The sequence below is a fragment of the Tsuneonella aeria genome (assembly GCF_009827495.1).
In the GTDB taxonomy this organism is placed as follows: domain Bacteria; phylum Pseudomonadota; class Alphaproteobacteria; order Sphingomonadales; family Sphingomonadaceae; genus Tsuneonella; species Tsuneonella aeria.
This window is the reverse complement of record NZ_WTZA01000001.1, coordinates 171,443-191,059: the sequence shown is the minus strand read 5'-3', so window position 1 is coordinate 191,059 and position 19,617 is coordinate 171,443. Positions and strand designations below refer to the sequence as shown.

Sequence of the window (19,617 nt, the reverse complement as noted above, 5' to 3'; positions counted from 1 at the left end):
GTTGATGGCCGGCCCCGCGCCGACCTATATCGCGCCGCGATGCCAGACGATCTCTTCGCCGACACCCCGGCCTCCAGTGGGGACTACGACGCTTCGTCGATCGAGGTGCTGGAGGGGCTGGAGCCTGTCCGGCGCCGGCCCGGCATGTATATCGGCGGGACGGACGACCGTGCGCTGCACCACCTGGCCGCCGAAGTCATCGACAACGCGATGGACGAAGCGGTCGCGGGCCATGCCACGCGGATCGAGGTCAGCCTCGACGAAGGCAACCGCCTGACCGTTGCCGACAACGGCCGCGGCATCCCGGTTGCCGAACATCCGAAATTCCCCGGCAAGTCCACGCTGGAGGTGATCCTTTCCACGCTGCATTCCGGCGGCAAGTTCTCCGGCAAGGCCTATGCCACCAGCGGCGGCCTCCACGGGGTCGGCGTGTCGGTGGTCAACGCGCTGTCCAGCCACACGCGGGTGGAGGTGGCGCGGGATCGCCAGCTCTACGCGCAGGACTTCGCCCGCGGCGTCACGCTGGGGCCGATCCAGACCCTCGGCCCCACGCCCAACCGGCGCGGCACCACGGTGAGCTTCACCCCCGACACCGAAATCTTCGGTGACCGGCAGTTCGCGCCAAAGCGGTTGTTCACGCTCGCCCGGTCGAAGGCATACCTTTACGCCGGCGTCGAAATCCGCTGGAAATGCGCGCCGTCGCTCAGCAGCGAAGACGTGCCGGCCGAAGCGGTGTTCAAGTTTCCCGGCGGCCTGGCGGACCATCTGGCGGAACAGGTCGCCGGGCGGGAGTGCGTGACCAGCCAGCCGTTCACCGGCACGCAGGATTTTCCCGACGAACAGGGGCGCGCGGAATGGGCCATCGCCTGGCCGCTGTGGTCCGACGGATCGTTCAGCTGGTACTGCAACACCGTGCCCACGCCCGATGGCGGCACGCACGAACAGGGGCTCCGTTCGGCGCTGACCAGAGGGCTGCGCGCATTCGGGGAGCTGACCGGGCAGAAGAAGGCGCGGGAATTGACCGCCGACGACGTGATGACCGGCGCGGAGGTCATGCTGAGCGTATTCATCCGCGACCCGCAGTTCCAGAGCCAGACGAAGGACCGGCTCACCAGCCCGGAAGCCGCGCGCCTGGTCGAGAACGCGGTGCGCGACCACTTCGATCACTACCTGACCGACAACATGGAGCGTGGCCGCGCCCTGCTCGGCGCCGTCATGGAGCGGATGGACGAGCGGTTGAAGCGCAAGGCCGACCGCGAGATCAAGCGCAAGACCGCCACCAATGCGCGCAAGGTCCGCCTGCCCGGCAAGCTGACCGATTGCTCCGGCGAAGGGAGCGGAGAGACCGAGCTGTTCATCGTGGAAGGGGACAGCGCCGGCGGCAGCGCCAAGCAGGCGCGTGACCGCAAGACGCAGGCGATCCTCCCGATCCGCGGCAAGATCCTGAACGTGGCTAGCGCCAGCAGCGACAAGATCCGCGCCAACACGGAAATCGCCGACCTGATCCTGGCGCTGGGCTGCGGCAGCCGCAAGGACTGCAACGCCGACGCATTGCGGTATGACCGGATCGTCATCATGACCGACGCCGATGTCGACGGCGCGCATATCGCAACCTTGCTGATGACGTTCTTCTTCCAGGAAATGCCCGACATCGTGCGCCGCGGGCACCTGTTCCTGGCCCAGCCGCCGCTCTATCGCCTGACCGCCGGGAAGGAGAGCGCCTATGCCCGCGACGACGCGCACCGGGCGGAACTGGAAGCCACCCAGTTCAAGGGCCGCAAGGTGGAAGTTTCGCGGTTCAAGGGCCTGGGCGAAATGAATCCCCAGCAGCTTCGCGAAACGACGATGTCGCCGCAATCGCGCAGCCTGGTCCGCATCACCCTGCCCCCCGAGCACGAACAGCGCCACGCGATCAAGGAACTGGTGGACCAGTTGATGGGCCGCAACCCGGAACACCGCTTCAACTTCATCCAGAACAACGCAGCCGAATTCGACCGCGAGAAGATCGATGCCTGACCAGAAGCTACGCACGCCGCTCGGTCTGCTGCGGTTTTCCGGCAGCAGACCGGTGGGCATCCTGCTGGCGCTCAGCGCCGTTCTCCTTGCCATTGCCCTGGTTGCGGCGGTGATTTCCGTCAGGCAGGTCAACGACCGGACGCGCGCGGTCGAACACACGCTGCGCGTCGAAGGAACGATCAGCCGGCTGGCGGCGATCAACGAACAGCTCGAAACCGCCCGGCGCGGCCAGATGGTCGTGCCCAGTTCCGACTTCGTGCGGATTCTCCGGGAGACCGAAACCGGGTTCGCCGCGGAACTGGCCAGTCTCGAAGAACTGGTGCAGGACAACGCGGTCCAGCTGGAACGGGTGGAAAGCGTGCGCGCGCTTCATGCGGAACGCGAAGCCGTGGTGCGCGAAGCCATTCTGTCTCCGGCTGGCGCCACTGCGCAGGTCCGGGAGATGGGCATCGAGCGCGAACGCGGGGTCCAGATCGTCCGCGCAATCCGGCAAATCACCAGCGCGATGATGGATACGGAACAGGAACTGCTGTTTTCCCGCAACGTCGCCCAGCAGAGCGCCTCCAACCTGTTCTATCTCATCGGCGGCCTGACGACCGCGCTCCTGGTGGTCTTCCTCGGCTCCGCCGTTTTCCTGGTTCTTCGCTACAATCGCGATCTTACGCGCACGCAGCTGGCTTTGCAGCGCAGCAACGAAGGGCTGGAAGAAGCGGTCGCCGCACGGACGGCCGAACTGACGCGCGCCAATGCGGAAATCCAGCGCTTTGCCTATATCGTCAGCCACGATTTGCGTTCGCCGCTGGTCAACGTGCTCGGCTTCACGTCGGAACTCGATACCGCGCGCAAGACAATCCGGGCCTTCATGGACACCCTGTTTACGGAACACCCCGATCTGCGCGACGAAGCCGCCTGGCTCGCCGCTGACGAGGACTTGCCCGAAGCGCTGGAATTCATCCGCAAGTCCACGGAGAAGATGGACCGGCTGATCAATTCGATCCTGGAACTGTCGCGCCAGGGGCGGCGCCAGCTCGCTCCGGAGACGCTCGACATGAACGCCCTGGTCGACGGGGTGGTCGCGTCGCTGTACCAGCTGGCGGAAGATGCCGGGGCGGGGGTCACCGTGGAGCCTGTTCCGGACGTCCGCAGCGATCGCATCGCGGTCGAGCAGATCGTGTCCAACCTCGTCGAAAATGCGCTGAAGTACCTCGACCCCAAGCGGCCGGGCGAGGTCACCGTCAGCGGCCGGCGGGATGGCCGCATGGTCGAAGTCATCGTACGCGACAACGGGCGCGGGATCGACCCGAACGATCAGGAGCGGATATTCGAACTGTTCCGGCGGGCCGGAACGCAGGACCAGCCGGGCGAAGGGATCGGACTCGCCAACGTGCGCGCACTCGCCTATCGGCTCGGCGGCAACATCACGGTCAAATCGCAGCTTGACGAAGGCGCAACGTTCATTCTTTCGTTGCCAGAGACATTTATCCCAGTGGAATCCGTGACATGAATGCACATCAGCCTGTCGGCATCGTGATGATCGAGGATGATGAGGGCCACGCGCGTCTCATCGAGAAGAACATTCGCCGGGCCGGGATCTCCAACGAAATCCGCCATTTCACCGACGGGACGAGCGCGCTGGACTACTTGTTCAATGCACCCGAGGGCCCCTTGCATAATGGGCCGGCGATGGTGCTGCTGGACCTTAATCTGCCGGACATGAGCGGGACGAGCATCCTGGAACGGATCAAGGGCGACGCCAAGCTGCATCGCACGCCCGTGGTCGTCCTCACCACCACCGACGACAAGATCGAGATCCAGCGCTGCTACGACCTCGGCTGCAACGTCTACATCACGAAGCCGGTGAACTACGAAAGCTTCGCCGACGCCATTCGTCAGCTTGGCCTGTTTCTTTCGGTGATCCAGGTGCCCGAGGTCGACGACCAATAGCCTCGCCGCGCATTCTTTATGTCGATGACGACGACGGCATGTGCCGTCTGACCGAGCGTGCGCTCGGCAGGCGAGGTTTCGTCGTGTCCACCGCGTCCAACGCTGACGCGGGGCTCGCCCTCATCCGCGCCGAAACCTTCGATCTCGTCGCGATCGACAATCACATGCCGGGCAAGAGCGGGCGCCAGATGCTCGACGAGATCGTCGCGCTCGAAGATCATCCCCCGGTCGTGTTCGTGACCGGGAACGACGATACCGCGGTGGCGGTCGACGCATTGCGCGCCGGCGCGCTCGACTTCGTCGTGAAGACCGTGGGCGACAGCTTCTTCGACGTGCTCGACGGACGCTTCCGCCAGGCCTTGTCGCGCGACAGGCTGGAACGGGACAAGCGCCGCGCCGAGGCGGAGCTCCGGATCGCCAACGACCGGCTGGAGATGCTGGTGCGCGAGGTGCACCACCGCGTTTCGAACAGCCTGCAGATGGTGCTCAGCTTCGTGGCGATGCAGGCAAATCAGTCCAGGCAGGAACCGGTGCGCCAGGTGCTGGAGGACATTCAGAACCGCATCCGGGCCATCGCCAAGGTGCACCAGCGGCTCTACACCCGCGACGATCTCACCACCATCGACCTTGACGCGTACCTCGTCACCCTGGCCGACGAACTGCGCCAGATGATCGCCCAGTCCGGCGGCAAGATCGCGCTGGAGGTTGACGCCGACCATGTCGAAGTCCCCCCCGATGCGGCAGTGGCCGTCGGCGTGATCGTCAACGAACTGGTCGGGAACGCGGCCAAGTATGCCTTCCCGGACGGGACCGGCGGCACGATCCGCATTCGCCTGGAACGGCGCGGAGATGGCGACGTCATCGTGTGCGTATCCGACGATGGTCGCGGGATCACCGAAGGACAGGCGCCGTCGGGAACCGGCCTCGGAATGCGCATTGTCGGCGCCGTTGCCCGCGGCCTCGGAACGGCTGTCGATCGCGTGCCGAGCGATCGCGGCGTCACGTATTGCTTCACCGTCCCGCTCAATCGCTCATCGCTGCGAGAGGCCACGCCCGCCTGAACGATCGGAGAGAAGGTTTTCTCCGTGCCCGCGGCGCAAAAGAGAATTCTCTTTGACATGCCGATTGCGCACTCTGCTTGCCCCGCTGCCCGCTTGCCCCTAACGCAAACGTAAAGTCGCAAGGGAAATACGCATGGCCGACCTGTCGCGTTTCGAAGGCACCAGCAGCTACATCGCCACCGAAGACCTGAAGGTCGCGGTCAACGCCGCCGTCACGCTCCGCCGCCCCCTGCTGGTGAAGGGCGAACCCGGCACCGGCAAGACCGTGCTGGCCTACGAGATCGCCAAGGCGGTGGGCGCGCCGCTGATCGAGTGGAACGTGAAGTCCACCACGAAAGCGCACCAGGGTCTTTATGAATACGACGCGGTCGCTCGCCTGCGCGACGGGCAGCTCGGCGACGAACGGGTCCACGACATCCGCAACTACATCAAGCGCGGCAAGCTGTGGGACGCGTTCACCTCGCCCGAACTTCCCGTCCTGCTGATCGACGAGATCGACAAGGCGGACATCGAGTTTCCCAACGACCTGCTCCAGGAACTCGATCGGATGCGGTTCGACGTGTACGAGACGCAGGAAACCATCGCCGCGCGGGAGCGGCCGATCGTGGTGATCACCTCGAACAACGAAAAGGAACTGCCCGACGCATTCCTGCGCCGCTGCTTCTTCCACTACATCCGCTTCCCCGAACGCGAAACGATGCGCGAGATCATCGAGGTCCACTATCCCGGGATCCAGAAGACCCTGGTGAGCAAGGCGATGGACGTCTTCTACGAAATCCGCGAAGTGCCGGGCCTCAAGAAGAAGCCTTCGACCAGCGAACTGCTCGACTGGCTGAAGCTGCTCCTCAACGAAGACATGCCGCTTGACGTGTTGCAGACACGCGATCCGGGCAGGGCGATCCCCCCGCTCCACGGCGCGCTGTTGAAGAACGAACAGGACGTGATGCTGTTCGAACGGCTGGCGTTCATGTCCCGCCGCCAGGGGGCCTGACGCCCCGACTGGGCCGCCTTACAGCACGTAAGCCAGTTCGAAATCGCCCCAGCGGCGGCCGTTGATGACCAGCGGCACATAGACGTTGCGGACGATCTCGTAAGTTTGGCCGTCGCCCTCCTGGCGATAGACCGCCATCATGTAGGGCGCGGTGCTTTCCTTCGCCTTGCGATCGATCGCCCACAGCAGGATGCGCCCATTGCGGCAGTACTTGGTGTCATGCGCCAGGTCTCCGGTCGGCGGTCGCGAGCGGTCGGTGACATGCGTCGGGAGGAAACCGCGCATGTCGGCCTGGCTGCACATCTTGATCGGCCCGCCTTCGGCGATCACGCGGTCGTTGACAGGGCGCCAGTTGGCGTCCGCCCAGTCCGTCAGCGTCGTGCGAAAGCGCGGCGGGTTGCTGCCGGGGATCTCGACATAGGACTGGTCGAACAGGCTGGCGGCGGTCAGCGTGCCCTGCCCCAGCGCCTCTTCCGCGCGCGCCACGATCTCACGCGCGAAGGACTGCGCCTTGTCCACCATGGCGCTGTCGGCGGGCGAGAGGCCGGCTTTCACCATTTCATCGAACATGGCGCTGGCGGTCAGTTCCAGGTCCTCGATGCGGCTCTGCGCGGCGGTCAGCTTGCCTTCGTTGTCTATCGCCGCGCGGTCGAACGATTCGAGCACTGTCTGCACGGCCTGCACGTGGTGGCTGATCGTCGCGGTGGCGCGGGTGATCTGGTCGTTCTGGCCGTCGACCTCGACGATCAGTTCGTTGGCCGATCGCATCGTGTGCTGGATTTGCCCGACCGATACCTTGGCAGCGCCGCTTTCGCGCGCGCCGTGCTCGATCTTGGCGATCACTTCGTCAGCTTCCTTGCCCAGCGTATCGATCGTGCGGCCGATTTCCTCCGTGGCGCGGCGGGTGTCGCTGGCGAGGCTCTTCACCTCGTTTGCGACCACCGCAAAGGTCCGCCCAGCGTCGCCCGCACGCATCGCCTCGATCGTGGCGTTAAGCGCGAGGATGTTGGTCGTCTCGGCAATCTGGTCGATTTCCTGCGCGCTGCGGCGGACCTGGTTCATCGCGGCGGCGAAGCCGGTGACATGGACGCTGAGGGTCTCCACCAGCTCGAGAAGCCCGGTGATCTGGTCGAGGGAGGACTGGATCATGGCGGCGCCGTCGCTCAACCGCTCGATCGCGCGCTCGGACAGGAGCCGGGCCTCGTCGCTCGCCTCGGCAACTTTCATCTGGTCCCGCTCCAGCCCGGAGACGGTCGATTGCAGCGCCGTGTGCTCGGCCCGCAGCTTTTCGGACGACAGGAGCACGGCGTTGATGATCCCGGCAACATCGGTGCAGCCCACCGTCACGTCGCCGCAGCTTGCCGAGATGCGGTCGATGGCGTGTGCCGACGCCTGGTCGATTACGGTGTGTTCCATGGTGCCCCTGCTACCCGTCCGAGTGACTTGGACTGGCTTTACCGGGCCATGGTTAGCGAAGGTTTAAGGGCGCGCGCGGACATCACCGCTGGCGGTCATGCCGCACAGCCGGTATGATCGGCCCATGTTCTTCAACTTCGTCGACGAGCTGCGCGCGGCGGGTATCCCCGCCAGCTTCAAGGAACACCTGACGCTGCTCGAGGCGCTGGACCGGGACGTGATCGACCAGACGCCGGAGGCGTTCTATTACCTGAGCCGGGCGACTTTCGTGAAGGACGAAGGGCTGATCGACCGGTTCGACCAGGTGTTCCAGAAGGTCTTCCGCGGGGTCCTGACCGATTACGGTCAGGCGAAGGTCGACATCCCGGAAGACTGGCTGAAGGCGGTGGCGGAAAAATTCCTCACGCCCGAAGAGATGGAGGCCATCAAGTCCCTGGGGACCTGGGACGAGATCATGGAAACGCTGAAGAAGCGGCTCGAGGAACAGGAGAAGCGCCACCAGGGCGGCAACAAGTGGCTCGGCACTGGCGGCACCAGCCCGTTCGGAAACGGCGGCTACAATCCCGAAGGCGTGCGGATCGGCGGCGAAAGCAAGCACAAGCGCGCACTCAAGGTGTGGGAAAAGCGCGAGTTCCGCAATCTCGATAACACGCGCGAACTGGGCACGCGCAACATCAAGATGGCGCTGCGCCGCCTGCGCCGTTTCGCGCGCGAGGGGGCGGCGGACCAGCTCGACCTCGAGGCCACGATCGAAGGGACTGCGAAGCAGGGATGGCTCGACATCCACATGCAGGCCGAACGGCGCAATGCGGTAAAGCTGCTGCTGTTCCTGGACGTGGGCGGATCGATGGACCCGTTCATCAAGCTGGTGGAAGAGCTGTTCAGCGCCGCCACGGCCGAATTCAAGAACCTGGAGTTCTTCTATTTCCACAACTGCCTGTATGAAGGGGTGTGGAAGGACAACCGCCGCCGCTGGGCCGAACGCACGAAAACCTGGGACGTGCTTCATAAGTACGGCCACGATTACAAGATCGTGTTCGTCGGCGACGCTGCGATGAGCCCTTACGAGATCACGCATCCCGGCGGCAGCGTTGAACACATGAACGAGGAATCAGGCGTTACCTGGATGAACCGGGTCACCAACACTTACCCCGCCACGGTGTGGCTGAACCCGGTGCCTGAACAGCAGTGGGGTTATTCGCAGTCGACCAAGCTGATCAAGCAGCTTGTCAACGACCGGATGTATCCGCTGACCCTGGACGGGCTGGACGATGCCATGCGGGAATTGAGCCGCAAGCAGGGTTGACGTATCATGGCGAGGAAGGAGCCAGCGTCATCCGGGTGATCATCCTGCCTCTTCTTGTAGCCGCCGGCGCTGCCGCCGCAGCCCTGCCCGCCCCTTCGCCCGCGCGGATGCTACCCGGCTATACCGAGCCGCCTGCTCGCTGGACGAGCGTGGACGAAGTGGCGGACCAGGTGCGCTGCGCCGACCGGATCGAGCGGGTGCGGGACGTCGCCGGCCAGCCCAGGCTGGACCGCACGCCTGCCAGCCCCGAACGCCCGCTCATGATCGCGGCGGTGGACAAGCGGATCGACGATTGCGCGGTCCTGCAGATGCACGGGGACATCAACGACGTAAGGCCGATCCCGCCGGCGAACCCTTCCGCCCCGCTGCTCCAACCTGCGCGATGATCCGCTGACGATTGGCATGGCGGAGGGCCGGAAACGCGCCTAGAGCCCGCGCCCGATGGACACCCAGCTCTTCGTCATCTGCGCGCTGACATTCGGCATTCCTCGGACCTTTTCTCGCCAAGCGGATCGAGCGGCGTCTGCTGGAAGGTGGGGGCGAGGCGTTGCTCGGCGATTTCCGCATCGTGCTCGCCAGCGCGGCGGCGGCCGTGCTCGTCGGCATCGTGCTTGTGCCGACCGGCCAGCGCCTGTTCGCGCGCGCCATCGGCCATTTCCAGCGCCACCGCTCCACCGGCAAGCTGATCCTGCGATCGGCCACCCCGGCGGGCCTGCGTACGGTGCGCGAGGAAGTGTCGCTGCCGGCGCGCGGCCATCTCGCCGCGCTTGCCAAGCCGCGCGGCGTATCGTGGGGTGTGCTGCTGGCGAACGTGCTGGCGCAGGGCCTGCTTACCGTGGGCGTGGTCGCCTCCCTCTACGCCGGATATCTGGCGCCGGAGTTCCGCGTGACTGCCAGCCAGCTGTCCGCGGTGATCAACGGGCTTGCCACCATCCTGCTGTTCGCCCTCATCGACCCGCAGCTTTCCGTGATGACGGACGACGTGGTGGAAGGCCGGATCGAGGAATCGCTATTCCGTCGCACCATCGTGTGGATCTCGTTCAGCCGCCTGGCCGGAACGATCCTGGCACAGGCGGTCCTGCTCCCGGCCGCAATCCTGATCGCCTGGATCGCGGTTCACGTCTGACGGTCAAGCTCCGCGTCGAGGCGCAGGCTGCACCGCCAGAAAAACAGCGCCGGGATCAGCCCCAGGAACGCCGCGAAATAGAGCACCCACTGCACGCTGTCCTCGCCGAACGTCGGCTTGATCGCGTCCGACAGCATCCCGAACGCGAGCGGACCGAGGCCGAGGCCGATGAGGTTCTGGAAGAACAGCAGCACCGCCGCCGCCATCGCCCGCGCCTGCGGGGCGACGAGGCCCTGCACCGCCGAATACGTCGGGCCGTAATAGAGCGAATTCAGCAGGGTCGGCACGAACAGGATGAACAGCGCCGCGCGCCAGTCCGCCGCGTTGTAGCCGACCCAGGCGAGCGGCGCGGCTATCAGCATGCCCAGCGCAGGCGCGGTCAGCACGTGGCGCCGGTTCGTCGCGCCCCAGCGGTCGGCGATCTTGCCCCCGAACCATGTGCCGAGGATGCCGGCAATGCCGTTGACGATACCGAAGTAGAGGCCGACCTCCCCCGGCGAAAGGTCGTGGGTGCGTTGGAAGAAGATCGTCGCCCAGGTGGTCTTGCCGTAACTGAGGAACGCCGCGAACGATGCCGCGGCCAGCAGCAGCATGAGCGCCCTCGACCCGAAGATCGCCTTCAAGGTCGTGCCCATTGCCATCCGGGGCGGCGGCGTGGTCCCGTTCTCCTGCACGCGGTGGCGCGGATCCTTCAGCACCATCAACACGATGATCGCGAGGAACACGCCCGGAAGTCCGACCACGATGAACGCCTGCCGCCACCCGATGGTATCGGCCAGCAGCCCGCCGATGATCATTCCAAGCAGGGAGCCGATCGGGATGCCCAGGGCGTAGAACGCGAGGGCAGAGCTCCGCCGTTCCTTAGGCACCAGGTCGCTTATCAGCGAGTGCGCCGCCGGGGTGCAGCCGGCTTCCCCTACCCCGACGCCGATACGGGCAAGCAGAAGCTGGATGAAGTTCTGCGCCAAGCCGCACAGCGCGGTCATGGCGGACCACACGGCGAGCGCGAGGGCAATCAGGCGCGGCCGGCTGGTCCCCGGGCGATCGGCGTAGCGGGCGATCGGCAGGCCGAGGACCGTGTAGAACAGGGCGAAGGCGAGCCCCGTCATCAAGCCGATCTGTGTGTCGCTCAATTGCAGGTCACGCGCGATCGGTTCGGCCAGGATGTTGACGATCTGGCGATCGAGGAAATTGAAGATGTAGACGATCAGCAGGATCCACAGCGTAGCCGTGACCCCGCGCCGCCCGGCTGCTTCTGCCGGCACGCTTGCCATTCGGATTCCTCTCGATCGCAGCGCTCGAAACGCCATCTTGAAGAAAGGGTCGGGCACGCATGGCCGCGCGTCAAGCGTATTTTGAACAATCGGGGTGGCTGCCCGGCAACGGGGTATGGTGCCCCTTGGCCGTCGAGCCGGCATGCTTATCTATGTGGCATGTCCAGACAGCCTGCCATGTTCGTCGGTCACGGTTCGCCGATGACCATGATTACCGACAACCCGGAACGCCGCACGATGGAAGCGATGGGCGCGCGCCTCGCCCGTCCCCGCGCGATCCTGGCCATCACGGCCCATTGGGAAACCCATGGCGAAACCCGGCTGACCGGCGGCGAGCGGCCGGGCACGATCCACGATTTCCGCGGCTTTCCCGAAGCGCTCTACGCCATGCGCTATCCCGCGCCGGGTTCGCCCGAACTCGCGGCGCGCGTGGCAGGGCTCATCGGGGACCGCGCGGTGATCGATCCTGATCACGGGTTCGACCACGGGGTCTGGGGCACGCTGCTGCCGATCTTTCCCGATGCCGACATTCCTGTCGTCGCGATGAGCGTCGACATGTCGCTCACGTTCGCGGAACACCTTGCAGTCGGCCGCCGGCTCGCGCCCCTGCGCGACGAAGGCGTGCTGGTGCTGGGAAGCGGCAACGTGATCCACAATCTGGCGCTCTGGCGTCAGTCGATCGGCACGCTGCCCGAATGGGCGAGCGAGTTTCGTGCGCGCACCAATGCCGCGATCCTGTCTGGCGATGAGGCTGCTCTGACCGACTTCGCGCCCGGCGACAGCCATGCCGCCATGGCGCTCAGTTCGCGCGAGCACTTCATCCCGCTGCTCTACGCCCTCGGCGCGCGGCAGGCGGACGACGAGGTGGCGCTGTTCAACGATAGCATCGACGGCGCCCTGTCGATGACATCTGCCATCTGGGGCGATGCGCGCGCGCTCGCTGCCGTTCAGTAAAGCAGCAGCGGCGCGATTTCGTCGCTCCAGCGCGCTTCGTCCGCCCCGGCCATGGTGTCGAGGTCGAACGGCTCTGCGCAGCGATCGTCGACCCATTCGCGCAAGGATGGGCCGCCGTTGATGACATCGATCGCCAACCGCTTGAATTCGTATTCGTAAGCGAAGTCGCGCCACAGTTCGTAATCGGGGTACAGCCGGCGGATCGCCTTGAACGCAAGGGCCTGCAGCCGCCACGGGCGGAAAGCCTCGTGATCGTAGAAGCCGTGTTCGGCGTGGATCATCAACCCGTTGCACAGCGTCTTTGCGTGCTTGTGGAACGTGGGCTCGAACCAGCACGGCCGCAGCGCGCAACCATCCAGCCAGCCGCGCCCGATCCGGCGCATCTCGGCAAGGACCGCGCTGGTATCCACGTCGGGCGCGCCGAACAGCACCTCGAGCGGGCGGGTGGTGCCGCGCCCTTCTGACAGCGTCGTCCCCTCCAGCATCACCGTGCCGGCATAGGCGCGCGCCATGTTGAGACTGGCGGCATTCGGGCTGGGGTTGATCCACACGCGGTCTTCCGGCCAGCCGAAACCCGGCCCGGTGTCGGGCTGCCAGCCTTCCATCGCGATCACGCGGTAATCGACGTCTAGGTTGAACCGGCGGATGAACCAGTGCCCCATTTCGCCCATGGTCAGCCCGTGCCGCATGGGCATTTCCGCAGCGCCGACGAAGCTTTCCTGTCCCGGCACCAGCAGCGTGCCTTCCACCGGCCGCCCGGCGGGGTTTGGCCGATCGAGCACCCAGACGGTCTTGCCCTGCTTCGACGCCGCCTGCAGCAGGTAGAGCAGCGTGGTGACGAACGTGTAGATACGGCAGCCGAGGTCCTGCAGGTCGAACAGGAACACATCGGCCGTGCTCATCATCTGGCCGGTGGGCCGGCGCACTTCGCCATAGAGGCTGAACACCGGGATGCCGAGGGCGGGATCGACCTCGTCGCCGGTTTCGACCATGTTGTCCTGCTTGTCGCCTTTCAGCCCGTGCTGCGGGCCGAATGCGCTCGTGACATTGACGCCGGCGGCAATCAGGGCGTCGAGGCTGTGGGTCAGGTCGGCCGTCACCGAAGCCGGATGCGCGACGAGCGCTACGCGCCGGCCGGAAAGTTCTCGCAGGAGCTCTGGCTCCGCAAGGAGCCGGTCGATACCGAAGTTCATGCCCCGCGCGGTGGCGCAACCCTCGCCGTGAAGCAAGCCGGGTCATGGAAATCGGCCCTGGCCGCTGGGTGGGCGAGCGCCCAGTAGGACACGACCGCGCCCTGCTCCTCGATCACCGCCGCGAAGTTCGCGTCTGCGGGAAGCTGCGGCAGGGCGTCCGCGGGAATGGCCGCGTCGAAGATGGCGAACGTGCTGCCCTGGCGCATCGTGCAATCCGGTTCCCTGGAGGCCGGGCGATCCGCCATGCCGTCGCGGTAGGAGGAGAAATCGTAAGCCGCCCATCGTTCGGACGGCGACAGGTTGAACTCGACGTAACGGTCCCCGCCATTGGGCCGCAGGAACAGTTCGAAGCAGGTCGTGCGCCACAGCTCGTCCGCCCGGCCGCGCCCGGCAAACGGGGGAATGACCAGAGCCTGCGCCCCCTCGATCCGCCAGCGCACGCGCAGCCAGTCGGCGTCGAATCCGATTACCCGCGCTTCGATCCCAGTGACCCGCGCGGGCGGGTGCGCGGGGTGCGCCAACAACCGATGCGCTTGCATGAAACCGCCCCCGTGCTAACCGGCCGCCCCATATGAGCGCCTACAAATCCGACCTCCTGCGCCTGCTCGACGAGCGCGGCTATGTCCACCAGATGACCGACGCGGCGGGGCTGGACGCCCTTGCCGCGCGGCAGGTCGTGCCGGGTTACATCGGCTTCGACGCCACCGCGCCTTCGCTCCATATCGGCAGCCTGGTCCAGATCATGATGCTCCGCCGGCTGCAACAGACGGGCCACAAGCCGATCGTGCTGATGGGCGGCGGAACCACGCGCATCGGCGATCCCACCGGCCGCGACGAGAGCCGCCGGATGCTGACAGACGCGGCGATCGCCGAGAATATCGCAGGCATCTTCACCGTGTTCGGCAAGCTGCTGACCTTCGGCGACGATCCGACCGACGCGGTCATGGTCGACAACCACGACTGGCTGGGCAAGCTCGGATACATCGAACTGCTGCAGGAAGTCGGCACGCATTTCACCGTCAACCGTATGCTGACGTTCGATTCCGTGCGCTTGCGGCTGGAACGCGAACAGCCGATGACGTTCCTGGAATTCAATTACATGATCCTGCAGGGCTACGACTTCCGCCATCTCAGCCGCACGCTGGGCGCGCGGCTGCAGATGGGCGGCAGCGACCAGTGGGGCAACATCGTCAACGGGGTGGAACTCGGCCGGCGGATGGACGGGGCGGAACTCTACGGCCTCACGACACCGCTGCTGACCACCGCGGACGGTGCCAAGATGGGCAAGACCGCCGCCGGCGCGGTTTGGCTGAACGAGGCACAGCTACCGAGCTACGACTTCTGGCAGTTCTGGCGCAACGTGGATGACCGCGACGTGGGCCGTTTCCTGAAGCTCTTCACCGACCTTCCGCTGGATGAGATCGCTCGACTCGAAGCGCTCGAGGGCGCGGAGATCAACGCGGCCAAGGTCGTGCTCGCGAACGAGGTGACCGCGCTGGTCCGCGGGAAGGATGCCGCCCGCTCCGCGGAGGCGACCGCCGCGCATACTTTTGCCGACGGCGGCACCGGGGAGGACCTGCCGACCCTGGCGCTGGAGCCGGGAATGACCTTCGCTGCCGCTCTTACCGCGCTGGGCTTCACGGCCTCCAATGGCGAGGCGAAACGCAAGGGCAGCGAAGGCGCGGTGAAGCTCGACGGGGAGACGGTGGCCGATGTGCTCGCCCCTGCCCGGCCCGGCCGCATCAGTCTCGGCAAGAAGCGCCACGGCGTGCTCGTTTAACCCAATGTCAGCGATTGCCCGCTAGTCCGGACCCTCACCTGAACGGGAGGGTCGTGTTACAGTGTCTGTCGGTGCTCAGCTTTCGGTAACGGACTTGCGCCGGGCGGCGCGGCATCCGGTCGATTTTCCCGTCATCGCCGAGCATTACCAGCGCGGCGATATCAAGCTGCATATCGCCAACCTCTCGGCCCACGGTTTCATGGTCGATGATGCGCAGGATCTGGAGCGCGGCGACCGCGTGATCGTGCGCCTGCCGGAAATCGGGCGGATCGAAGCCTATGTGATCTGGATTCGCGACGCGCGCGCCGGGTTCCAGTTCGAACGGATCATCCGGCTCGACGATTTCGGCCGCATTATCGAAGCCTTGCAGCCCAACCCGCGCCTGCGCCGCGCGCGCTGATAGACGTCAAGATTTGCTGAACGGCTGACACGCACGGCTTGCTTGGCAATCCGCGTGGCGGCTGTCATGGCCGGGCCGTGAGCGCCACTCCTCACCCACTGCGGATCGCGAACTTTCGGGCCTACTTCGTGTCGCGCCTGTTCGCCACCATCGCGATCAGCGCGCAAGGCATGATCATCGGCTGGCAGGTGTACAACATCGCCCGGCAGACGATGGACATCAACCAGTCGGCATTCCTGCTCGGCATGATCGGCCTTGCCCAGTTCGTGCCCCTGTTCCTGCTGACGCCGGTCGTGGGGCTTGTCGCAGACACGTTCGACCGGCGCTGGATCGTGCGCGGCACCACGGCGCTGCTGATGGTCAATGCCGCGGTGCTCGGCGTCCTTACCTGGAGCGATCAGCTGACGTTGCCGTGGCTGTTCGTCGCGGCGGTGTTCATCGGCCTTGCGCGGGCATTTTCCGGCCCGGCTTTCTCCGCTCTCGCTCCCAATCTGGTGCCGCGTGAAAGCCTGCCGACCGCCATCGCGGTGAGCGCGACGGCCTGGCAGCTCGGAACCATCGCGGGGCCCAGCCTGGGCGGCGTGCTTTACGCAATCCACCCTGACGTGGCCTACGGATCGGTATCGGGAATGCTGGGCTTGGCGCTTGCCGGCCTTTTCCTGGTCTCCAGGGTCCCCCAACCTGCCGCGCAGAAGGACCGCCGGCCCTTACGGCGGATGATCGACGGATTCGCCTACGTCCGCAACAACCGCCTGGTGCTGGCGGCGATCACGCTGGACCTGTTCGTGGTGCTGCTGGCGGGCGCAAGCGCGCTGCTGCCCGTCTTCGCGCGCGACATCCTGCACGTGGGCGCCGATGGGTTCGGCATCCTTGCCGCCGGAATGGGGATCGGCGCCACGGCGGGATCGCTATGGTTCGGGTTCCGCCCGATGAAGACGAACGTCGGCAACAAGATGCTGGGCGCCGTCATGATCTTCGCAGTAGCGATCATCGTGTTCGGTCTGTCCAAGCTGTTCTGGCTCAGCTTCGCCGCCCTGATGGTGGCGGGCGCCGCCGACATGGTGTCCGTTTACGTTCGCCAGTCGTTGATCCAGCTTCATACACCCGACGAAATGCGCGGACGCGTCGGCGCCGTTTCCGCGCTCACCATTTCGGCCTCGAACGAACTGGGCGAAGCGGAATCCGGCCTGCTCGCGGCGATCCTGGGGCCCGTGGGTGCCGTACTGTTCGGCGGGGTGGCGGCAATCGGCATCACGCTCGCGTGGGCCCGCCTCTATCCGGAACTCAGACTTGCAAAGACCTTCGACGCGCCCCCACATATGGCGCCAACCGAGCAGGAGAGATCGACATGAAAGCCGCCAGCGTCCTCGATACCATCGGTAACACGCCGCATATTCGCCTGTCGCGGCTGTTTCCCGATCACGAAGTGTGGGTGAAGAGCGAGCGGAGCAACCCCGCTGGTTCGGTCAAGGATCGCATCGCGCTCGCCATGATCGAGGATGCGGAACGCTCCGGCGCGCTGAAGCCCGGCGGGACCATCATCGAACCGACCAGCGGCAACACCGGTATCGGCCTCGCCATGGTGGCGGCGGTCAAGGGATACAAGCTGGTCCTGGTCATGCCCGAAAGCATGAGCATCGAACGGCGCCGCCTCATGCTCGCCTATGGTGCCAGCTTCGACCTGACGCCGAAGGAAAAGGGGATGAACGGCGCCCTCGCCCGCGCAGCCGAACTGGTCGCGCAGACCGATGGCGCCTGGATGCCCCAGCAGTTCGAAAACCCGGCCAACGTCGCGATTCACGCGCGCACCACCGCGCAGGAAATTCTCGCCGATTTCGCCGACAGCCCGGTGGACGTGCTGATCACCGGGGTTGGTACCGGCGGCCACCTGACCGGTTGTGCAGAAGTGCTGAAGCAAACGTGGAGCAATTTGAAGGCCTTCGCGGTGGAACCCACCCTCTCGCCCGTGATCAGCGGCGGGCAGCCTGGCCCTCACCCGATCCAGGGTATCGGCGCCGGATTTATCCCGGGCAACCTGCACACCCAGTCGATCGACGGCGCCATCCAGGTGGAGCCGGAGGACGCCAAGGAAATGGCGCGCCGCTCCGCGCGTGAGGAAGGCCTGCTCGTCGGCATTTCGAGCGGTGCGACGCTGGCCGCGATCGCCCAGAAGCTGCCTGAACTTGCGCCGGGGTCCCGCATCCTTGGCTTCAACTACGACACGGGCGAACGTTACCTGTCGGTGCCGGACTTCCTGCCCGAAACCTGAGGCTCGTGGGGTTGCTGGCGGATCGCGCAACGCCCCGTCAGGGCGCGTAGTTCTCCAGCAGCCCGCAGCCGGTGCAACGCCACGAGACGATTTCGCGCTTAGCCTTCTTCTCGACCCGCAGGCCGAGCCAGGTTTTCTGCGGGCTGCCCGGATGCCAGTGGCCGACCAGCGGCATGCTGTAATCGCCGGCATCGATGACGAAGCCTTCTTCCATGCGGCGATTGCACTTCGGACAGGACCTGCTCACCCCGCCTCTTCCCCGGCCAGGCGATATTCCCGGAAGCGTTCGCGCAGGTCTTTCTTGCTGATCTTGCCGGTGCCGGTGTGTGGGATTTCGTCCACGAACTCCACCGCGTCGGGCAGCCACCACTTGGCAACCTTGTCGCCCAGGTGGTCGAGCACTTCGCCGGGGGTCACGCTGTGACCTTCCTTGGCGACGCAGACGAGGATCGGCCGTTCATCCCACTTGGGATGGGCGATGCCGATGGCCGCGGCCTCGGCGATGGCCGGGTGGCCGACGGCGGCGTTTTCAAGCTCGACCGAACTGATCCATTCCCCGCCGGACTTGATCACGTCCTTCGTCCGGTCGGTCAGTTGCAGCGTTCCATCGGGATGGAGCACGCCCACGTCGCCGGTATCGAACCACTGGTCGGCATCGACCGCGTCTTCTTCCGCCTTGAAATAGCGCTTGATGACCCACGGACCCCGCACCTGGAGCGCTCCCGACGTCACTCCGTCGCGCGGCAGCACCTCGTTCGGGTCGTCCAGGCTTACGCAGCGCAGCTCCACGCCGAAGGCGGGGCGCCCCTGTTTCTGGACCAGGGCCACCTGTTCGGCGAAGCTCATCTCGTCCCAGTTCCACGGATAGGCGCCCGTGGTGCCGATCGGCGAGGTTTCGGTCATCCCCCAGGCATGCGCCACCCTTACGCCGTTCTTCATGAGCCGCTCGATCATGAAACGCGGGGCAGCCGAGCCGCCGATCACCGCCGTCTGCAGAGCGCCAAGGTCGCGCACGTCACGCCCTTGCGCATCCAGGCACTGGAACATCGCCAACCACACGGTGGGCACCCCGGCGGAATGCGTGACTTTCTCTCGCTCGAACAAGTCGCACAGCACCGTGGGGTCGTTGACCGCCGAATAGACGAATTTGATGCCGGAGATCGCACCCGACCACGGCAAGCCCCAACTCGCCGCGTGGAACATCGGCACGATCGGCAGCATCACCGCCCGGCTGTCGAGGTCGAAGATATTGGGCTGCACCCCGGCCATGGCGTGAAGCATCGTGGAGCGGTGTTCGTAGAGCACGCCCTTTGGATGGCCCGTGGTGCCGCTGGTGTAGCAGAGCATGCACGGGTCGCGCTCGTCGACCTTTTCCCACGTAGTGTTGCCGTCGAAAGCACCGATCCAGTCTTCGAAGGCCAGCGCCTGGCTGCCGGCTGGCGGGTCGAAGCAGACGTAGGTCGTCACGCTCGGCCAGCGGTCGCGCATGCGGTCCACGATCGGCTGGAACGCCGCGTCGTATAGGAGCACGCGGTCCTCCGCGTGGTTGACGATATATTCCAGCTGCTCGTCGAACAGACGCGGGTTGATCGTGTGGAGCACGCCGCCGACGCCAACCGCGCCATACCAGGTGACGAGATGGCGCGCGTGGTTCATCGCCAGCGTGGCGACGCGGTCGCCCTTGCCCACGCCAGCGGCGCGCAGGGCCTGCGTCATCTTCAGCGCGTCACGGCGGACCCCGGCCCAGGTCGTGCGCGTTTCGCTGCCGTCGGCCCAATGCGTCACGTGTTCGCGTGACCCATACCCGCTGGCCGCGTGGTCGATCAGGTGCGTGACCACCAGGTCCCAGTCCTGCATGACTCCCAGCATTCGTAATGTCTCCCTCTC

Annotated in this window: 18 protein-coding genes and 1 pseudogene; 13 read left to right on the top strand and 6 right to left on the bottom strand. The window is 65.7% G+C overall.

Features of this window, described 5'->3' with window-relative positions:
* Positions 1-39: 39 nt before the first annotated feature.
* The 5 genes from parE (at position 40) to GRI40_RS00890 (ending at position 6,012) form a co-directional block, all read left to right on the top strand.
* Entirely contained in the window at positions 40-2,016 is a 1,977-nt protein-coding gene (gene parE, locus GRI40_RS00910) for a DNA topoisomerase IV subunit B (protein WP_160609605.1), read from the top strand.
* Positions 2,009-3,520 (top strand): sensor histidine kinase, encoded by a 1,512-nt coding sequence (locus GRI40_RS00905; protein WP_160609604.1) that lies wholly within the window; start codon positions 2,009-2,011, stop codon positions 3,518-3,520. Before parE ends, GRI40_RS00905 begins: the two co-directional genes overlap by 8 nt.
* Positions 3,517-3,960, top strand: a complete 444-nt coding sequence (locus tag GRI40_RS00900; RefSeq protein WP_160609603.1) for a response regulator — start codon at positions 3,517-3,519, stop codon at positions 3,958-3,960. Before GRI40_RS00905 ends, GRI40_RS00900 begins: the two co-directional genes overlap by 4 nt.
* Positions 3,849-5,021, top strand: coding sequence for a sensor histidine kinase (locus GRI40_RS00895; protein WP_272916557.1), 1,173 nt, complete (start codon positions 3,849-3,851; stop codon positions 5,019-5,021). The genes GRI40_RS00900 and GRI40_RS00895 overlap by 112 nt, the downstream gene beginning before the upstream one ends.
* Before the next feature lie 133 nt (positions 5,022-5,154).
* The gene (locus GRI40_RS00890; RefSeq protein ID WP_160609601.1) at positions 5,155-6,012 is read left to right on the top strand and encodes an AAA family ATPase; all 858 of its coding nucleotides are present in this window, start codon (positions 5,155-5,157) and stop codon (positions 6,010-6,012) included.
* 18 nt (positions 6,013-6,030) lie between these two features.
* Here GRI40_RS00890 and GRI40_RS00885 read toward each other — a convergent pair whose 3' ends face one another.
* Positions 6,031-7,428, bottom strand: a complete 1,398-nt coding sequence (locus GRI40_RS00885; RefSeq protein ID WP_160609600.1) for a methyl-accepting chemotaxis protein — start codon at positions 7,426-7,428, stop codon at positions 6,031-6,033.
* Between the two features lie 124 nt (positions 7,429-7,552).
* Here GRI40_RS00885 and GRI40_RS00880 point away from each other — a divergent pair, with 124 nt between their 5' ends.
* The 3 genes and pseudogenes from GRI40_RS00880 to GRI40_RS00870 all read left to right on the top strand — a co-directional run.
* Positions 7,553-8,734 carry a vWA domain-containing protein gene (locus GRI40_RS00880; protein ID WP_160609599.1) on the top strand — a complete coding sequence of 394 codons (1,182 nt, stop codon included), beginning with the start codon at positions 7,553-7,555 and terminating at the stop codon, positions 8,732-8,734.
* 35 nt (positions 8,735-8,769) lie between these two features.
* Positions 8,770-9,120, top strand: coding sequence for a hypothetical protein (locus GRI40_RS00875; protein WP_160609598.1), 351 nt, complete (start codon positions 8,770-8,772; stop codon positions 9,118-9,120).
* Positions 9,121-9,230: 110 nt separating this feature from the next.
* Positions 9,231-9,860, top strand: a pseudogene (locus tag GRI40_RS00870) (lipid II flippase family protein); the annotation flags it as partial.
* Here GRI40_RS00870 and GRI40_RS00865 read toward each other — a convergent pair.
* The gene (locus tag GRI40_RS00865; protein WP_160609597.1) at positions 9,851-11,134 is read right to left on the bottom strand and encodes a spinster family MFS transporter; all 1,284 of its coding nucleotides are present in this window, start codon (positions 11,132-11,134) and stop codon (positions 9,851-9,853) included. The pseudogene GRI40_RS00870 and the gene GRI40_RS00865 overlap by 10 nt on opposite strands.
* Positions 11,135-11,293: 159 nt before the next feature.
* Between GRI40_RS00865 and ygiD the strand changes: the two genes are divergently transcribed.
* Positions 11,294-12,088 (top strand): 4,5-DOPA-extradiol-dioxygenase, encoded by a 795-nt coding sequence (gene ygiD / locus GRI40_RS00860; RefSeq protein WP_160609596.1) that lies wholly within the window; start codon positions 11,294-11,296, stop codon positions 12,086-12,088.
* On the opposite strand, the gene GRI40_RS00855 is transcribed toward ygiD, so the two are convergent.
* Entirely contained in the window at positions 12,082-13,281 is a 1,200-nt protein-coding gene (locus tag GRI40_RS00855) for an exo-beta-N-acetylmuramidase NamZ family protein (protein ID WP_160609595.1), read from the bottom strand. The genes ygiD and GRI40_RS00855 overlap by 7 nt on opposite strands.
* A complete protein-coding gene (locus tag GRI40_RS00850; RefSeq protein WP_337190460.1) occupies positions 13,278-13,802 on the bottom strand; it encodes a DOMON-like domain-containing protein in 525 nt (174 codons plus the stop codon). The genes GRI40_RS00855 and GRI40_RS00850 overlap by 4 nt, the downstream gene beginning before the upstream one ends.
* Positions 13,803-13,852: 50 nt before the next feature.
* On the opposite strand from GRI40_RS00850, the gene tyrS reads away from it, so the two are divergent.
* The 4 genes from tyrS to cysK all read left to right on the top strand — a co-directional run bounded on the left by tyrS (position 13,853) and on the right by cysK (position 17,730).
* Positions 13,853-15,061: a tyrosine--tRNA ligase gene (gene tyrS / locus GRI40_RS00845; RefSeq protein ID WP_160609593.1), complete on the top strand. Its 1,209-nt coding sequence runs from the start codon at positions 13,853-13,855 to the stop codon at positions 15,059-15,061.
* A 61-nt stretch (positions 15,062-15,122) separates the two neighbouring features.
* Entirely contained in the window at positions 15,123-15,461 is a 339-nt protein-coding gene (locus GRI40_RS00840; RefSeq protein WP_160609592.1) for a PilZ domain-containing protein, read from the top strand.
* A gap of 77 nt (positions 15,462-15,538) precedes the next feature.
* Positions 15,539-16,813, top strand: a complete 1,275-nt coding sequence (locus tag GRI40_RS00835) for an MFS transporter (protein WP_160609591.1) — start codon at positions 15,539-15,541, stop codon at positions 16,811-16,813.
* A complete protein-coding gene (gene cysK, locus GRI40_RS00830; RefSeq protein ID WP_160609590.1) occupies positions 16,810-17,730 on the top strand; it encodes a cysteine synthase A in 921 nt (306 codons plus the stop codon). The genes GRI40_RS00835 and cysK overlap by 4 nt, the downstream gene beginning before the upstream one ends.
* Before the next feature lie 37 nt (positions 17,731-17,767).
* On the opposite strand, the gene GRI40_RS00825 is transcribed toward cysK, so the two are convergent.
* Both GRI40_RS00825 and GRI40_RS00820 read right to left on the bottom strand, forming a co-directional pair.
* Complete coding sequence (locus GRI40_RS00825; RefSeq protein ID WP_160609589.1) at positions 17,768-17,944, bottom strand: hypothetical protein; 177 nt, start codon at positions 17,942-17,944, stop codon at positions 17,768-17,770.
* Between the two features lie 29 nt (positions 17,945-17,973).
* The gene (locus GRI40_RS00820; protein ID WP_160609588.1) at positions 17,974-19,599 is read right to left on the bottom strand and encodes a long-chain fatty acid--CoA ligase; all 1,626 of its coding nucleotides are present in this window, start codon (positions 19,597-19,599) and stop codon (positions 17,974-17,976) included.
* Between the last annotated feature and the right edge of the window lie 18 nt (positions 19,600-19,617).

What these genes read in the sequence shown, in the direction of transcription:
- parE (WP_160609605.1), top strand. Translation starts at nt 40, where the DNA reads ATGCCAGACGATCTCTTCGCCGACACCCCGGCCTCCAGTGGGGACTAC.
- GRI40_RS00905 (WP_160609604.1), top strand. Translation starts at nt 2,009, where the DNA reads ATGCCTGACCAGAAGCTACGCACGCCGCTCGGTCTGCTGCGGTTTTCC.
- GRI40_RS00900 (WP_160609603.1), top strand. Translation starts at nt 3,517, where the DNA reads ATGAATGCACATCAGCCTGTCGGCATCGTGATGATCGAGGATGATGAG.
- GRI40_RS00890 (WP_160609601.1), top strand. Translation starts at nt 5,155, where the DNA reads ATGGCCGACCTGTCGCGTTTCGAAGGCACCAGCAGCTACATCGCCACC.
- GRI40_RS00885 (WP_160609600.1), bottom strand. Translation starts at nt 7,428, where the DNA reads ATGGAACACACCGTAATCGACCAGGCGTCGGCACACGCCATCGACCGC.
- GRI40_RS00880 (WP_160609599.1), top strand. Translation starts at nt 7,553, where the DNA reads ATGTTCTTCAACTTCGTCGACGAGCTGCGCGCGGCGGGTATCCCCGCC.
- GRI40_RS00865 (WP_160609597.1), bottom strand. Translation starts at nt 11,134, where the DNA reads ATGGCAAGCGTGCCGGCAGAAGCAGCCGGGCGGCGCGGGGTCACGGCT.
- ygiD (WP_160609596.1), top strand. Translation starts at nt 11,294, where the DNA reads ATGTCCAGACAGCCTGCCATGTTCGTCGGTCACGGTTCGCCGATGACC.
- GRI40_RS00855 (WP_160609595.1), bottom strand. Translation starts at nt 13,281, where the DNA reads ATGAACTTCGGTATCGACCGGCTCCTTGCGGAGCCAGAGCTCCTGCGA.
- tyrS (WP_160609593.1), top strand. Translation starts at nt 13,853, where the DNA reads ATGAGCGCCTACAAATCCGACCTCCTGCGCCTGCTCGACGAGCGCGGC.
- cysK (WP_160609590.1), top strand. Translation starts at nt 16,810, where the DNA reads ATGAAAGCCGCCAGCGTCCTCGATACCATCGGTAACACGCCGCATATT.
- GRI40_RS00825 (WP_160609589.1), bottom strand. Translation starts at nt 17,944, where the DNA reads ATGGAAGAAGGCTTCGTCATCGATGCCGGCGATTACAGCATGCCGCTG.
- GRI40_RS00820 (WP_160609588.1), bottom strand. Translation starts at nt 19,599, where the DNA reads ATGCTGGGAGTCATGCAGGACTGGGACCTGGTGGTCACGCACCTGATC.